The 16,446-nt window shown below is 61.1% G+C and carries 7 protein-coding genes; 6 read left to right on the forward strand and 1 reads right to left on the reverse strand.

Translation table 11 applies throughout. From position 1 onward, the window contains the following. The first annotated feature begins 60 nt into the window (after positions 1 to 60). From NRB16_RS14200 to NRB16_RS14210, 3 genes are all read left to right on the forward strand, one after another. Entirely contained in the window at positions 61 to 1,458 is a 1,398-nt protein-coding gene (locus NRB16_RS14200; protein ID WP_257106366.1) for an aspartate aminotransferase family protein, read from the forward strand. 219 nt (positions 1,459 to 1,677) lie between these two features. Beyond that, complete coding sequence (locus tag NRB16_RS14205; RefSeq protein WP_045487557.1) at positions 1,678 to 1,923, forward strand: MbtH family protein; 246 nt, start codon at positions 1,678 to 1,680, stop codon at positions 1,921 to 1,923. Positions 1,924 to 1,933: 10 nt separating this feature from the next. Further along, positions 1,934 to 2,707: a thioesterase II family protein gene (locus tag NRB16_RS14210; RefSeq protein ID WP_253142212.1), complete on the forward strand. Its 774-nt coding sequence runs from the start codon at positions 1,934 to 1,936 to the stop codon at positions 2,705 to 2,707. Between the two features lie 116 nt (positions 2,708 to 2,823). Here the strand turns inward: NRB16_RS14210 and NRB16_RS14215 are convergent, their stop codons facing one another. Continuing rightward, on the reverse strand, positions 2,824 to 3,780 hold the full coding sequence (locus NRB16_RS14215) for a siderophore-interacting protein (protein WP_257106367.1): 957 nt from the start codon (positions 3,778 to 3,780) through the stop codon (positions 2,824 to 2,826). Positions 3,781 to 4,016: 236 nt separating this feature from the next. On the opposite strand from NRB16_RS14215, the gene NRB16_RS14220 reads away from it, so the two are divergent. The 3 genes from NRB16_RS14220 to NRB16_RS14230 all read left to right on the forward strand — a co-directional run. After that, entirely contained in the window at positions 4,017 to 5,003 is a 987-nt protein-coding gene (locus NRB16_RS14220; protein WP_257106368.1) for a TauD/TfdA family dioxygenase, read from the forward strand. Between the two features lie 174 nt (positions 5,004 to 5,177). Further along, complete coding sequence (locus NRB16_RS14225; protein WP_257106369.1) at positions 5,178 to 14,903, forward strand: non-ribosomal peptide synthetase; 9,726 nt, start codon at positions 5,178 to 5,180, stop codon at positions 14,901 to 14,903. Between the two features lie 11 nt (positions 14,904 to 14,914). Next, the coding region (locus tag NRB16_RS14230; protein WP_257106370.1) for a condensation domain-containing protein at positions 14,915 to 16,446 on the forward strand (1,532 nt) is incomplete at its 3' end.

Genomic DNA, 16,446 nt, shown 5'->3' on the forward strand with positions numbered 1-16,446 from the left:
TCGCTCCTACAGATTTAATCAGCTACATCACGGCTTTTAACCGTATCCAGGAGCGCAACCATGAGCACAGCGTTTGCCGAAAGCCCGACCAAGGCCCAGGACGAAGACAAGGATTACCACTTCGAAGACAACCCCATCCTGGCCCGGCAAAAGCAGCAGGAATCCAATGCCCGCAGCTACCCGCGACGCATTCCGCTGGCGCTCAAGCGCGCCCGTGGCATTCATGTCGAAGACGTCGAAGGGCGGATCTTCATCGACTGCCTGGCCGGCGCCGGCACCCTGGCCTTGGGGCATAACCACCCGGTGATCACCGACGCCATTCGTCAGGTGCTCGACGACGAACTGCCGCTGCACACCCTGGACCTCAGCACGCCGATCAAGGACCGCTTCGTCCAGGACCTGTTTGCCGTACTGCCGCCTGCGCTGTCGGCCAAGGCCAAGATCCAGTTCACCGGCCCCACCGGCACCGATGCCGTGGAAGCTGCATTGAAGCTGGTGCGCATCGCCACCGGTCGCAGCACCGTATTGGCCTTCCACGGCGGCTACCACGGCATGAGCCAGGGTGCGCTGAGCCTGATGGGCAACCTCAAGGCCAAAACCCCGCTGGGTTCGCTGCTCAGCACCGGCGTGCAGTTCATGCCATTCCCCTACGACTACCGCTGCCCGTTCGGCCAGGGTGGCGAAGCCGGGGTGCAGACCAACCTGCATTACCTGGAAAACCTGCTCAGCGACCCGGAAAGCGGCGTCCAGCCACCGGCGGGGATCATCGTTGAAGTGGTGCAGGGCGAAGGCGGAGTCATTCCGGCGGCCAACAGCTGGCTACGCGGCCTGCGCGAGATCACCGCCCGGCACAAGATTCCGCTGATCATCGACGAAATCCAGAGCGGCTTCGCCCGCACCGGTAAACTGTTCGCCTTCGAACACGCCGGCATCATCCCCGACGTGGTAGTGATGTCCAAAGCCATCGGCGGCAGCCTGCCGCTGGCGGTGATGGTCTACCAGGACTGGCTCGATGCCTGGCAGCCCGGCGCCCACGCCGGCACCTTCCGCGGCAACCAGATGGCCATGGCCGCAGGCTCGGCGGTGATCCGCTACATCGAACAACACAACCTGGTGCAGCACGCCGCCGACATGGGCCAGCGCCTGCGCAGCCACCTGCTCGAGCTGCAACAGCGCGTACCGCAACTGGGCGATGTACGCGGCCTGGGGTTGATGCTCGGTGTTGAACTGGTCGACCCCGACGGCAAACCGGATGCTCAAGGCCATGCGCCGCACAACGGCGCGCTGGCCAGTCGGGTTCAGCGCGAATGCCTCAAACGTGGGTTGATCCTCGAACTGGGCGGCCGCCACGGCAGCGTGGTGCGTTTTCTGCCACCGCTGATCATCAGCGCCGAACAGGTCGACCAGGTCGGGCGGATCTTTGCCAAGGCCGTGCAGGCGGCGATTCTCTCAGCCTGATGGTGTGTGTACCCGGTGGGAGCGAACTCTGCTCGCGAAAGGGTCGGGCAAACCACCGCATGTTCTGTACAGACATCGCAGCAACCGGCGGCAACTGCCGGTTTGCTCGGTGATCTGCGGCTCCCATGCAGACTTAATTTTTTTTCGCATCACTCGTTTAACACTTAGAGCTGGCCTGGCGCCGCTCGCGACCTTCAGCCTTACTACGGAGCTACACCCATGACCTCAGTATTCGATCGTGAAGACATCCTGTTCCAGGTGGTGGTCAACCACGAAGAGCAGTACTCCATCTGGCCTGACTACAAGGAAATTCCGAACGGCTGGCGCACCGTGGGCAAGAGCGGCTTCAAGAAAGAGTGCCTGGCCTACATCGAAGAAGTCTGGACCGACATGCGCCCGCTGAGCCTGCGCAAACACATGGAAGAGCAGGCGCGCCTCAAGCAAGAAGCCCAGGCCGCTCACTGAGGCTCGCAGCATGACAACCGTGCAACTCTTCTGCCTGCCGTATTCTGGCGCCAGCGCCATGGTCTATAGCCGCTGGCGGCGCAAGCTGCCCGAGTGGCTGAGCGTGCAGCCAGTCGAGCTGCCCGGTCGTGGCGCGCGCCTCGGCGAGCCGCTGCAGACCGACATGCAGGCCCTGGCCCGGCAACTGGTCAAGGAACTGATTCCGCGCATCAACGGCCCTTACGCCTTGTTCGGGCACAGCCTCGGCGCGCTGCTGGCCTTTGAGATGGCCCATGCCCTGCGCGAGTTTGGCGCGCCCGAGCCGGTCTCACTGTTCGCCTCCGGCACCGCCGCGCCGAGCCAGCGCGACGACTATGCCAAAGGCTTTGCCGACCCGAAGACCGACGACGAACTCAAGACCGAACTGCGCGAGCTCAACGGCACCCCGCAAGAGGTGCTGGACAACGACGAGCTGATGGCCCTGACGCTGCCCATTCTGCGGGCGGATTTTCGTCTGTGCGGAATTTATGAGTATCGGCAACGACCGCGTCTGAGCTGCCCGGTCCATGTACTGGGCGGCAAGGAAGACAAGGCCACCCAGGAGCAGTTGATCGCCTGGCAACTGGAGAGCAGCGCCAACTTCTCTCTGGAAATGCTGCCGGGCAAGCACTTCTTCATCCATGAGCAAGAAGCCAAGGTGCTGCGGATTCTGCGCTCCAGTCTGGAAGTGGATTTACGCAAATATCAGAGGCTCACAGATGTGGGAGCGACCTTGGTCGCGAAGGCTGTGTGCCAGGCGCTATAAATGTGGCGCCTGGTACATAGCCTTCACGAGCGAGACGGATCGCCGCCCGCTCGTTCCCACAGTATTCCAAATCACGACCTCCGACCGGATGGCATTTGTTTTAGCCACCAGACGCCTCAGTCCAGAACCCGCCCCAGCCGCCAGTAACCCATGAAGGTCAGCGCGCGTTTATCCAGCCCCAGCTCACCGACCAGGTGCCGACGGATCGTCATGACCGCCGCTGACTCACCAGCCACCCAGGCATAAAATTCCTGATCGGCCGGCCTGGCCAGATCCCAAAGAATCTGTGTATCCACATCCACCTCTGCAAGCTTCTGCGGTTTAGCGGCTCGTGCCGCCGATTCCGGCAGCGTGGCCAGCTCCAGCGCGGCGCGGCGCATACCCTCGCCATGACCCAGCCCCAGCTCATCACGGACCAGCCAGTTCACCTGAGCATTGGCCGGTTGGCGGATCTGCTGACGGTCCGTGGCATGCGGCACCTCGATAAACGCCTGCACTTGCGGTGGCTGCGGCCAGTCGCTCAACTGCTCAAGGATTCCGGCAATCGCTGGCAGCGCCGTTTCATCGCCAATCAGCAACACATGCCGGATGCCTGCCGGTGGCTGCCATTCATAACCGCCCGGATCGCCGCCTTGCGCGCCATCCGGCGCAACCATCTGCAAGCGGTCACCGGGCCTGGCATGGGTTGCCCAGCTCGACGCCGGACCCGTCTCGCCATGCAGCACGAACTCCACATCCACTTCGGCCTGCTCACGGCGCAAGGCACGGATGGTGTAGGTGCGCATCGGCGGCTTTTTCTCTGCTGGCAGGCCGCGCAGGGTCTGATGCCAGTTACCGTCGTGGGGGAGCTGGGGCGCTACGCCGTCTGTGCCTGGGAACAGCATCTTGACCCGCTGGTCGGGCGCCAGGGTATTCATCAACTGCACCTCGGGGCCGGTGAAGACAAAGCGGGTCAGCGATGGCGTGATCTCGATGCGCTGCTTGAGCTCGATATCGAAGATCCGGTAGCTGGGCTTTTTGCTCGGGATGATCTTCTGCACAGCGTTGCGCAGGGTTTGTGTCAGGGAAGACATGGGGCGCCGCCTCTTGCAAGGATGGATAACCAGATAACGAGTGGCGGCCCTTGGGCTTTACCTGTGCGCCCGGTATCGCGGGCGTGGCTAATTTTCCCCGGCGGGTAATCGTCCCAGCCTGAAACAGAGCAGTTCGTTCAATGCCCGTGTGCAGATCCCGTTATCCATCATCGCCTGGGAGCCTCGCCCTCATTTGATTGCGGCAACAGGCTTACTTGAGCGCCAGAGGTTATTCCATGAGTGAAGTGTTGAGTTTCGATATCAAGCCGCTGCAGGCAGACAAAGGCAACCTGCCGTTGATCATCCAGGCGCCAGAGCCAGGCCTGGACCTGCTGGAAGCCTTTGCCGAACTCAAGCCGCTGGTTGATCGGCATCTGATCGAGAGTGGCGGCATACTTTTTCGCGGCTTCGAAGTCGCCGGTAATGAGGCGTTTCGTGAGTTTGCCGCGTCGTTCGGTCACTCGCTGCTCAACTACGAGTTCGGTTCGACCCCGCGCAGCAACGTCACCAAAGGTGTTTACACCTCCACCGAGTACCCGGCCCACCAGAGCATTCCGCTGCATAACGAGCAGGCCTATACCCTCGAGTGGCCGATGAAAATCTGGTTCTACAGCGTGATCCCGGCCGAGACCGGAGGCGAAACGCCGATTGCCGACAGCCGGGAAATCTACCGGCGGGTGCCGGTCGCCATCCGCGAGCGTTTCATCGATAAGCGCCTGATGTACGTGCGTAACTACGGTAACGGCCTGGATGTGGACTGGAGCCAGGTGTTCAACACTGAAGACCCGGCGGTGGTAGAGGCTTACTGCCGCGCCCACAATATTCAGTGCGAATGGAAAGACGATGGCGAGTTGCGCACCCGACAGATCTGTCAGTCCGTCGCCCGGCATCCGGTTACCCAGGACTGGGTGTGGTTCAACCAGGCGCACCTGTTCCATATCTCCAACCTGCAACCGGAAGTGCGCGAAAGCCTGCTCGACATCGTCGATGAGGAAGACCTGCCGCGTAACGTTTACTACGGCGATGGCAGCCCCATCGAAGACAGCTTGCTGGACGAGATCCGTGGCGTGCTGGACGAATGCACCATCAGCTTCCCGTGGCTGAAAAACGATGTGTTGATGCTCGACAACATGCTCGCCGCGCACGCGCGTTCGCCGTTTACCGGCAGCCGCAAGGTGGTGGTGGCCATGGCACAAGGGCACTCGGAAAGCATCCGCTCCTGATCACGGGCTAACAATCTTGTGCAAGACCGTTTGATGTTCCCGGCCGGCCCTTGATGGGCCGGTCGTGCATTCGGTGTTTGCAGATCGCCAACCTAAATCATGCTTCGCGCTTTTCGTTCTTCAGGGATCGACCGGGCCCTTTGGCCCAGCTTCCTATCGACAAGGACGCATTGCATGAATGCCCAAGACGCACTGAAACTTGCTCGCCGCTTTATCGAACTGCCTCAGGAAAAACGCCGCCTGTTTCTGGAGGGACTGCAACAGCAAGGGGTGGACTTTGCCCTGTTCCCGATTCCGGCCGAGGTGTTGGTAGACGAGCGTGACGGGCTGTCTTATGCCCAGCAGCGGATGTGGTTCTTGTGGCAGCTTGACCCGCAGAGCGCCGCCTACAACCTGCCGATGGCTGTGCGCCTGAACGGCGAGCTGGATAACGCCGCTTTACAGAGTGCCTTCGATGCCCTGGTCGCTCGGCATGAAACCCTGCGCAGCCAGTTCAGTGAACAGGATGGCGTGGTCCGCCAGCGGATTGTCGAGCCGTTTGCGGTCAGCATTGCCTGCCATGATTTGAGTGCCCTTGCTACCGACGCTCGCGAAGAACAGGTCCGCACCCTCGCCGATGCCGAGGCCCTGGCGCCTTTCGATCTGGCCCACGGCCCATTGCTGCGCGTGCAGTTGCTCAAACTTGCCGATCAAGAGCATGTGCTGCTGCTGACCCTGCACCACATCGTCGCCGACGGCTGGTCGTATAACGTGCTGATCGACGAATTCATTCGCCTCTACGATGCCGCCAGCAGCGGCAGTGACGCAGCCCTGCAACCGCTGCCGATTCAGTACCGCGACTACGCCCTGTGGCAGCGCAGCTGGCTGGAGGCCGGTGAGCAGGATCGCCAACTGGACTACTGGCGCGCCAAGCTCGGCGATGACCACGCACCACTGGAATTGCCCATCGACCATTCGCGCCCGGTAACGCCGAGCTATCGCGGTGCGCGTCACGAGTTCCAGGTCGAACCGGCCCTGGCCGAGCGCCTGCGTGGCCTGGCCCGTGAACAGGGCGTGACCCTGTTCATGGTGCTGCTGGCGGCCTTCAAGGTACTGCTGCATCGCTACAGCGGCCAGCAGGCGATCCGCGTTGGCGTGCCGGTGGCCAACCGTAATCGGGCGGAAGTGGAAGGGCTGATTGGTTGCTTTATCAATACCCAAGTGCTGCATACCGAGATTGATCCGCTGATTGATGTGCGGGAGTTATTGCAGCGGGTCAAGGAGACTGCGCTGGGTGCGCAGGGGCATCAGGAGTTGCCGTTTGAGCGGTTGGTGGAGGTCTTCGAGCCGCAGCGTAGTCTGGGGCGTAATCCACTGTTCCAGGTGCTGTTCAACCACCAGCCGACAGTGGTCGATGCCGGGCAGATCAGCACCCGTTCCGGGCTGAGCCTGGAAAAGGTCAAACTCGACAAGCACAGCGCCCGCCTGGACCTGTCGCTGGACACCTACGAAAGCGCCGGCCATTTACATGCGGCATTTACCTATGCGCTGGATCTGTTCGATGGCGCGACTGTCGCGGCCATGCAGCAACACTGGCTGCAGGTGCTCGAAGGCCTGGCGACCAGCCCGCAGAGTGCCGTAGGCGAGCTACCGTTGACGCTGCCCGAGTTGGCGTTCGCGGCAGAAACGGCCGAGCTTGCAGGTCAGTGCATTCATCAACTGATCGAGCAGTCGGCCGCAGCGCAGCCCCAGCGTATCGCGGCTGTCAGTGGCGAGCAGCAGATCGACTATCAGAGTCTCAATGAGCGCGCCAACGCCGTTGCCCAGGTATTGCTGGAGCACGGCGTGCAAACCGATCAGCGAGTCGGTGTCATTGCGGATCGCTCCACCGACATGCTGGTGGGCATCCTGGCCGTACTGAAAGCCGGCGCTGCTTACTTGCCGCTGGAGCCTGAGCAGCCCCGTGAGCGTCTGGATTTCATGCTGCTCGACAGCGATGTCCGTCTGGTACTGACCGCTGCCGACTGGAGTGGTGAACTGCCCGAGGCTGTGCGCCGTATTGAGCTGGATGCCAAGCTGCGCGCTGCCAGTGCCCCGGTGGTGCAGGTCGCCCCGGCCAACCTGGCCTATGTGATCTACACCTCTGGTACCACCGGCCTGCCCAAGGGCGTGGGCATCAGCCATGCCGCGCTGGTCAACTACGTGCAGGGCGTGTCCCGTCGTCTGCCGATGGACGAGATCGTTAACCTGGCGATGGTCACCACCCCGGCAGCGGACCTAGGCCATACGGTGTTTTACGGGGCGTTGTGCTACGGCAAGACCCTGCACCTGCTCGGCAAGGACACCGTCCTCGACGCCGAAGCCTTCGCGGCCTACATGAGCCGGCACGCCATTGATGCGCTGAAGATCGTACCTTCACACTTGCAGGCCATGCTGGCCGCAGGTGCTGCTGCGCTGCCGCGTCGCTGCCTGGTCGTCGGTGGCGAAAGCTGCTCGGCCGGGCTGCTGGAGCGCATCGCGGCCCTGACGCCGGGACTGCGGATCCTCAACCACTATGGCCCGACCGAGACCGCGGTCGGGGTGCTCACCCACGACATGAGCGATAAGCCGCTGCTCGGTCGGCCACTGGCCAACATTCGTGCCCTGGTGCTGAGCGACTGCCTGCAAGGCGCGCCGGGTTCGGCCCGTGGTGAGCTGTATCTCTCAGGCGCCGGTCTGGCCCGTGGCTATCTGGGCCGACCAGCACTGACCGCTGAACGTTTCGTGCCTGACCCGGCTGCCGCTGACGGTACGCGCATGTACCGTACCGGCGACTGGGTGCGCCGTAATGCCCAAGGCGAGTTGCTGTTCGCCGGGCGCATGGACGGCCAGGTGAAGATTCGCGGTTACCGCGTCGAACTGGCAGAAATCGAAAGTCAGCTACGGCAACTGCCAGGCATCAGCAACGCCGTGGTCCGGGTGATCGGCGACGACAGCGCGCGGCAACTGGCGGCCTGGCTGGTGCCGAGCGTACCTGTTGCGGATGAGGCGGCTAGGCAGGTGTTTCTCGATGAGATACGCCGCGAGCTGAAACAGAGCCTGCCGGAGCACATGCAGCCGACCCATATGCTGGCACTGGAGCAACTGCCGGTGACCGCCAACGGCAAGGTCGATATCAAGGCGCTGCCAGAGCCGGTAGCCCATGTGGCGAGCTATGTGGCGCCCGTGACAGCGCTGCAGGTGCAACTGGCCGAAATCTGGGCACAGGTGCTGCAGGTCGAGCAGGTCGGGTTGACCGATAATTTCTTTGCCTTGGGTGGGCATTCTTTGCTGGCCACCCAAGTGGTGTCACGGGCCAGAAAACAGCTGAATGTGGATATCCCGCTGCGCGCTCTGTTCGATACCAGCGACCTGCAAGCGTTTGCCGCTTCTGTGCAGCGCCTTGGCAGTGCCGGGGATACCGGCATTGAACGGCTTGATCGCAGCGCGCCGCTGGCGGTGTCCCATGCCCAGTACCGGCAGTGGATGTTCTGGAAGCTCAACCCGCAGAGCACTGCCTATAACACGCCACTGGCGGTCAAATTGCAGGGCGAGTTGAACCGGCCGGCCCTGCAGGCGGCGTTCGATGCGCTGGTAGCCCGTCATGAGTCGCTGCGCACGGTGTTCGAAGAGCACGATGGTCAACCCTTGCAGCGCATTCTGCCGGTCGCTGCAGTGCCTGTTGCTTTCGAAGATCTGGCTGGCCAAGCAGCGGACGCAGTCACGCACAAGCTTGCAGAGCAGGTTTCAACGGTGTTCGATCTGGAGCGCGGCCCGCTGATTCGCGTCACGTTGTTCAAGACCGCTGAAAACGAACATCTGCTGAGCCTGATGCTGCATCACATTGTCTCTGACGGCTGGTCCATGAGCGTCATGGTTCGCGAGCTGGCGGCCACCTATAACGCCCATGCCGCCGGTCAGCCGCTTGAGCCACAGCCATTGCCGGTGCAATACGCCGACTACGCGGCCTGGCAACGCAAGCTGCTGGCAGGCGGTCAACTGCAGAGCCAGTTGGCGTACTGGAAGGACAACCTCGAAGACGACTTCTCGGTACTGCAACTGCCGACCGATCATCCGCGCCCGCAGGAGCAGAGCTACCGCGGCGGGCGTATCGATATTCATCTGCCTGCCGAGCTGACGGACAACCTGCGCGCTCTGGCAGTGAGCGCCAACGCCACGTTGTTCCACGTGTTCCTGTCATCCTTCGCGATCCTGCTGTCGCGCTACAGCGGCAGCGAGAAGATCAACATCGGCATTCCGGTGACCAACCGTAATCGCCTGGAACTGGAAGGGCTGATCGGTTTCTTCGTTAACACCATCATTGCCCGGGTGGCGGTGGACCCGGTGCAAACCTTTGACAGCCTGTTGGCCTCGGTCAAGGAAACCACCTTGCAGGCGCAGGCCAATAAAGACATTCCGTTCGATGCGCTGGTCGAAGAGCTCAAGCCTGAGCGGACGCTGGGCTATAACCCGCTGTTTCAGGTGATGTACAACCATTTGCGGGACTTCGGTGAACGAGTGTCTTCGGACAGCGTAAGCAGCCTGCGTGCCGAAGAGGTTGATTGGGTGGAGCAGACCGCCCAGTTCGATCTGTCGCTGGATACGCTCGAGCGTTCTGACGGAGTGATGGCCTCATTCGGCTATGCATCGGACCTGTTCGACGCGCAGCGGATCGAGCGGTTGGCTGGGCACTGGATTGAGCTTCTCAAGGGGGTTGCGCAGACGGCACAGGGCCCGGTCGCCGAGCTGCCGATGCTCGACGATGTAGAGCGTACCCGGATCAGCGAAGGCTGGAATCCTGCGCGATCTGGCTGTCAAGCTGAACCCAGCATGCTCTCCTTGCTGCAAGCGCAGGCCCGGGCCAGGCCTGATGCTGTGGCGTTGGTTCTGGAGGACCGTACGCTGAGCTACGCGCAGCTCAACAGCCAAGCCAATCGCTTGGCGTACAAGTTGCGTGAAATGGGTGTTGGTCCTGAAGTCAGGGTCGGTATTGCGGTTGAACGCAGCTTTGAGATGGTCATCGGCCTGCTGGGCATTCTCAAGGCCGGGGGCGCCTATGTGCCACTGGACCCTGAGTACCCTCAGGACCGCCTGTCCTACATGCTTGAAGACAGCGGGATTCGCGTGTTGCTGACTCAGGCCTGGTTGAAAGACAAACTGGCTGTTTCGCCTGCGATCACTCTGCTGGAACTGACGCAGGATGAGCATGCCCTGGCCGACTATAGCGACCACGACCCGGTCGCTGAGGTGCTGCCTGAGAACCTCGCCTATGTGATCTATACCTCGGGGTCGACCGGACGTCCCAAGGGCGTGGCGATTGCCCATGCGCAGTTGTCGGCATTCTGCAGCGTTGCGCGCGAGTATTCCCGGTTGTCTTCCAGCGATCGAGTGCTTCAGTTCGCCACGGTCAGCTTTGACGGCTTTGTCGAGCAGTTGTATCCGGCCTTGAGCTGTGGTGCGCAGGTTGTGTTGCGCGGCCAGTCACTCTGGAGCATCGACACCCTCAAGCAACAAATCGACAGGCACGGTGTGACGCTGGCCGACCTGCCTACTGCGTATTGGCGCTTGCTGGCGGCCGATGGCGTAGAGCCCGGCACCTGCACCTCACTGCGTCAGGTGCATGTGGGAGGGGAGGCCATGCCGCCGGAAGGCTTGCGAGACTGGCTGGCCAGTAACCTGAAACAGGCGCGGCTGGTCAACACCTACGGACCCACAGAAGCAACGGTGGTGTCCACGGTCTTTGATTGTTCAACCCTTGGGGCCGCTGACATTCCTCAGGCCAATATGCCTATCGGCTCTGCGATCGGCGGTCGTACCACTTACATCTGCGACAGCGGGCTCTCGATTGCGCCTGCTGGCTGTATCAGTGAGCTGCTGATTGGCGGCAGTGGCTGTCTGGCGCGTGGCTACTTCAACAGGCCAGCGCTGACGGCCGAGCGCTTCATACCTGACCCGTTTGATACGGCTGAGCAGGGCGGTGGGCGTCTGTATCGCACTGGCGATCTGGCCCGCTATCTGGATGACGGGGTGATCGAATACGCCGGACGGATCGACCATCAGGTCAAGATTCGTGGCTTCCGTATCGAGCTGGGAGAGATCGAGGCGCGGTTGCAGGCGCTCGATGCGGTGCGTGATGCCGTGGTGTTGGTCAATGACGGCGCGGGCAGCAAGCAGTTGGTGGCCTATGTGGTTGCGGCGCAGGACAACGCGTTGGCAAGCCCTGAGTCAGAAGCGCTCTTGCGCGACACGCTTCGCGCTCTGCTCAAGGCCAGCCTGCCCGATTACATGGTGCCGGCCTGGTTTGTCATGCTCGCCACGCTGCCATTGACGCTCAATGGCAAGCTGGATCGCAAGGCCTTGCCCGCACCAGACGTTAACCAACTGCGCCTGAACTATGTTGCTGCGCAAAGTGAACTGGAGCAGCAGGTCGCCGATATCTGGGCGCAGGTGCTCAAACTGGACCGGGTTGGACTGACGGACAACTTTTTCGAGTTGGGCGGGCATTCGTTGCTGGCAACCCAGGTGATCTCTCGGGTTCGCCAGGTTCTGAATATCGAGTTACCGCTGCGCACGCTGTTTGAAGCCGCTGAACTGGCGGCGTTTGTCGCCAGGGTTGAAGAGGGGGCGGCGGGGCGTGTTCTGAACTTTGAGCATGTGGATCGACATCAACCCATCAGTCTTTCCTATGCGCAGCAGCGCCAGTGGTTCCTGTGGCAACTGGAGCCAGACAGCGCAGCCTACAACATGCCGACCGCGCTGCGTTTGAGGGGGCGGTTGGATCACACGGCACTCAAACGCAGTTTCGACGCCTTGATCGCACGGCACGAGACGCTGCGCACCACCTTCCAAGAAGCGGGAGAACAGGCAGTCCAGATCATTCATGCGCCGCAACCTGTTGATATCGCCTATGAGTCGTTGAACCACGAAGACCTGATTGAATCGAGTGTCGAGCAGGAGATTCGGCAGCCGTTCGATCTGCTCAACGGCCCGTTGCTACGCGTGAAGTTGTTGCGCCTGGAAGAGGATGACCACGTGCTGGTGCTGACGATGCACCATATCGTTTCAGATGGCTGGTCGATGCCGGTGATGGTCGATGAGTTGGTAACCCTCTACCAAGGCTATGAGCAGGGCGATGAGGTCAGCCTGCCGCCTTTGCCGATCCAGTACGCCGATTATGCAGTCTGGCAACGGCGCTGGATGGAGGCTGGTGAGCAGCAGCGCCAGATGGCTTATTGGACCGGGCAACTGGGCGGTGAACAACCGGTGCTTGAGCTGCCTCTGGATCATCCGCGTCCCGCAATCCAGAGCCATGCCGGCGCTCGCCTGGAGCTTGAGCTGAGCAGTGAGCTGAGCGCCTCGCTCAAGCAGTTGGCTCAACGTCATGGCGTGACGCTGTTCATGGTGCTTCTGGCGTCATTTCAGACATTACTGCATCGCTACTCGGGGCAGGCGGATATTCGTGTGGGCGTACCCAATGCCAACCGTAACCGGGTCGAGACTGAGCGCTTGCTAGGCTTCTTCGTCAACACACAGGTGCTGAAGGCTGAGTTTGATCAGCAGACAACGTTTAGCGAACTCCTGCAGCAGGTGAAGCTGACAGCACTGGCCGCCCAGGCTCATCAGGACCTCCCGTTCGAACAACTAGTAGAGGCGTTGCAGCCAGAACGCAGTCTCAGTCGCAGCCCGCTGTTCAATGTCATGTTCAACCATTTGAGCCTTCGCGATACGGACCTTAGGTCGTTGTCAGCGCTGGATGTCGAGCACGTATCAATGCCTGGCCGGGTCGCGAAGTTCGATCTGTCCCTGGACACGTTTGAGGCCCAAGGGCGTTTGAGTGCAGCCCTGACCTATGCCACCAGCCTGTTTGAGCACGCAACCATCGGGCGCTTGTCTGAGCACTGGCAGAACCTGCTCGCGTCGATTTGTGATCAGCCCCAGCAACGGGTTGCTGAACTGGCGATGCTGGCTGCGCCAGAGCAGCAGGCGATTTTGCAGCGTTGGGGGCTCAGCCGTCCGGCTTCAACCGGTACCCGCCACGTTCACCAGACCATCGCAGAATGGGTCAAGCGAACGCCCCAAGCCGTTGCGGTGGTGTGTGGCGAGCAGCAGCTTACTTATGGGCAACTCGATGAACAGGCCAACCGATTGGCCCATCGCCTTGTGGAGCTTGGCGTTGGCCCGGAAGTGCGAGTGGCCGTCGCCATGCATCGCTCGGTGGAGATCGTCGTTGCTTTCCTGGCCGTGCTGAAAGCCGGTGGCGCCTATGTGCCGCTGGACGTGGCCTATCCGCAAGATCGTCTGCTGTACATGATGAACGACTGTGCGGCGACCCTGCTGTTGACCCAGAGTGACCTGTTGGCTCGCCTGCCTGTTCCCCGGCAAGTGGTCACCCTGGCCATTGATGAGCCAGACAACTGGCAGCACTGTCCGGCGACGGCTGTTCAGAGCCAGGTCGCGCAGGGGAACCTGGCCTACGTGATCTACACCTCGGGCTCTACCGGGCAACCCAAAGGCGTTGCAGTGGCACATGGTCCGATCGCCATGCATTGCCAGGCGATTGGCGAGCGCTACGAGATGACTCCCGCCGATTGCGAGTTGCAGTTCATGTCGCTGGCGTTCGATGGGGCACATGAGCGCTGGCTGACCGCCTTGACCCATGGCGCGCGCCTGTTGCTGCGCGGCGATGATCTGTGGACGCCGGAGCAGACCTACCAAGTCATGCACCGGCATGGCGTCAGTGTGACGGCATTGCCACCGGTCTATATGCAGCAGTTGGCTGAACATGCCGAGCGTGACGGTCATCCGCCTGCGGTCCGTATTTACTGCTTCGGCGGCGACGCTGTGCCGCAAGCGAGCTATGAGCTGGCCTGGAAGACACTGCGTCCGCAGTACCTGTTCAACGGTTATGGCCCCACCGAGACGGTAGTCACGCCACTATTGTGGAAAGCCCGCCAAGGTGACGTTTGTGATGCCGCCTATGCGCCTATCGGCACCCTGTTGGGCAATCGTTGTGGTTACGTGCTCGATGCGGCGCTGAATCTGCAGCCGGTAGGCCTGCCTGGGGAGCTGTATCTGGGGGGCGAGGGCGTTGCTCGAGGTTATCTGGGGCGTGCGGCGCTGACGGCGGAACGTTTTGTACCTGATCCTTTTGACCCGCTCGGCGGCGGCCGCGTTTACCGAAGCGGCGATCTGACCCGAACACGTCCGGATGGGGTTGTCGATTACCTGGGGCGCGTTGATCTGCAAGTCAAGGTGCGCGGTTTCCGCATCGAATTGGGCGAGATCGAGGCGCAGTTGTTGCAAATGCAGGTACGCGAGGCCGTTGTGCTGGTTCAGGGCGGCGATGAGGGCAAGCACTTGGTGGCCTGGTTGGTGCCGGCTGATGACAGCGTGCTTGAAGACCTGGCTGCCCAGGCCGCGCTGCGCACGGCGATGCGGGCGAGCCTGAAAGCGAGCCTGCCAGACTATATGGTGCCGTCATTCCTGGTGTTCCTGGACACTTTACCGCTGACGCCGAACGGCAAACTTGATCGCAAGGCCTTGCCCGAACCCGACACTCGCCAGTTGCAACAGGTGTACGTGGCGCCGGTAACAGAACTGGAACAGCAGGTCGCCTCGGTCTGGGCTCAGGTGTTGAAAATCGAACAGGCTGGCCTGACGGATAACTTCTTTGAGTTGGGCGGCCATTCCTTGTTAGCGACCCAAGTGATGTTGCGATTACGCGAACAGTTCGGCATCTCCATGGCGTTGCGAGACCTGTTCGACAATCCGCAACTGGACGACTTCTGTCGAGCTGCCGGGCAAAAAGATAACCAGGATGCGCCTATACAGGATGAACTGGCTAAATCCCTGGAGGCCCTTAAACGTCTTACTGCAGAGGAAATTGATGAGCTGATTTCGTAGGAGATACATCAGTGCAAGAGCTACTCGACTCCGTTAAGTCGCTGTCTGGCAAGGAGCGCAAGGCCCTGGCGGCCCTGCTCAAAAAGCAGAAAGTGAACCTGTATGGGGTCACTCCCATCTTCAAGCGGGAGCCGGACGAGCAGCCCTTGCTCTCTTACGCCCAGCAACGGCAGTGGTTTGTGTGGCAGTTAGAGCCTCAAAGCGCGGCCTACAACATCGCCACTGCCTTGAGTTTCAAGGGCGCTTTGAACCTTGAAGCATTGCGGCGCAGCTTTGAGGCGTTGATCGCGCGGCATGAGACGCTGCGTACTACCTTTGATCTGGTGGGGGATCAGCCGGTCCAGATCATTGCTCGCGACAGTGACTTCACGCTGGACTTTGAGCCGTGTGAAGGTGCTGATCAATCGGCACTGCGTTTGTGGGTAGAGCGGGAAATGGCCCGCCCCTTCGACTTGTTGCAAGGGCCGCTGCTGCGCGTCAAGTTGCTGCAACAGGCCGCAGATGAATACCTGTTGGTGTTGACCCTGCACCATATCGTGTCCGATGGCTGGTCGATGCCGGTGATGGTCAATGAACTGGTGCAACTGTATGCCGGTTATGCCCAAGGGCAGCAGGTCAGTCTGCCGCCCCTGCCAGTGCAGTATGCTGACTACGCCCTTTGGCAGCGTAACTGGATGGACAATGGTGAGCGCGAGCGGCAGCTGGCTTACTGGCAAGCGCAGTTGGGGAGCGAGCAGCCGGTGCTGGAACTGCCTGCCGACCATCTGCGCCCTGCCGTCAGGACCTATGCTGCAGGCAAGCTGAACATCGAGCTGGAGCCGGGCTTGGTCAGTTCGCTCAAGCAATTGGCCCAAGCCCAGGGCGTGACCTTGTTCATGTTGCTGCTAGCCTCGTTCCAGGCGCTGTTGCAGCGCTACTCAGGGCACAACGATATCCGTGTGGGTGTCCCGATCGCCAACCGTAGCCGGGTTGAAATCGAACAGTTGATCGGCTTCTTCGTCAACACCCAGGTGCTCAAGGCCGAGTTCGATTTGCACACCACGTTCAGTGACCTGTTGCAGCAAGTGCGCCAGACGGTGCTTGATGCGCAGGCGCATCAGGACCTGCCATTCCAGCAATTGGTTGAAGCGTTGCATCCGCAACGCAGCCTGGACCATAACCCGCTGTTCCAGGTGATGTACAACCATCAGACTCAGGTCAAGGGTAAGCAGCTGGCTTTGCCTGGGCTTGAGGTTCAGGTGCTGGAGTATGAGAACCGTACTGTGCAGTTCGACCTCACTCTGGATACCTTCGAGTCGCAAGAAGGTCTGTGGGCTTCGTTGAGCTTTGCTTTGGAGCTGTTTGAGCATTCAACCGTGCAGCGGCTGGGGCAACACTGGACCCATCTGTTGCGCGCTGTGGTGCGTGAGCCGAAGCAGAGGATCGCCGAGCTGCAGTTGCTGGATGTCAGTGAGCAACTGCAGATTGTTCGTGACTGGAATCGCACCGAGGTCAGCTACCCGGTTGAGCTGTGCATTCATGAACTGATCGAGCAACAGGTCGC

This window comes from Pseudomonas sp. LJDD11 (genome assembly GCF_024584215.1).
Taxonomy (GTDB): domain Bacteria; phylum Pseudomonadota; class Gammaproteobacteria; order Pseudomonadales; family Pseudomonadaceae; genus Aquipseudomonas.

Bases quoted from the DNA above. Each gene is read 5' to 3' on its own strand.
- NRB16_RS14200 (WP_257106366.1), top strand. From the start codon at position 61: ATGAGCACAGCGTTTGCCGAAAGCCCGACCAAGGCCCAGGACGAAGAC.
- NRB16_RS14205 (WP_045487557.1), top strand. From the start codon at position 1,678: ATGACCTCAGTATTCGATCGTGAAGACATCCTGTTCCAGGTGGTGGTC.
- NRB16_RS14210 (WP_253142212.1), top strand. From the start codon at position 1,934: ATGACAACCGTGCAACTCTTCTGCCTGCCGTATTCTGGCGCCAGCGCC.
- NRB16_RS14215 (WP_257106367.1), bottom strand. From the start codon at position 3,780: ATGTCTTCCCTGACACAAACCCTGCGCAACGCTGTGCAGAAGATCATC.
- NRB16_RS14220 (WP_257106368.1), top strand. From the start codon at position 4,017: ATGAGTGAAGTGTTGAGTTTCGATATCAAGCCGCTGCAGGCAGACAAA.
- NRB16_RS14225 (WP_257106369.1), top strand. From the start codon at position 5,178: ATGAATGCCCAAGACGCACTGAAACTTGCTCGCCGCTTTATCGAACTG.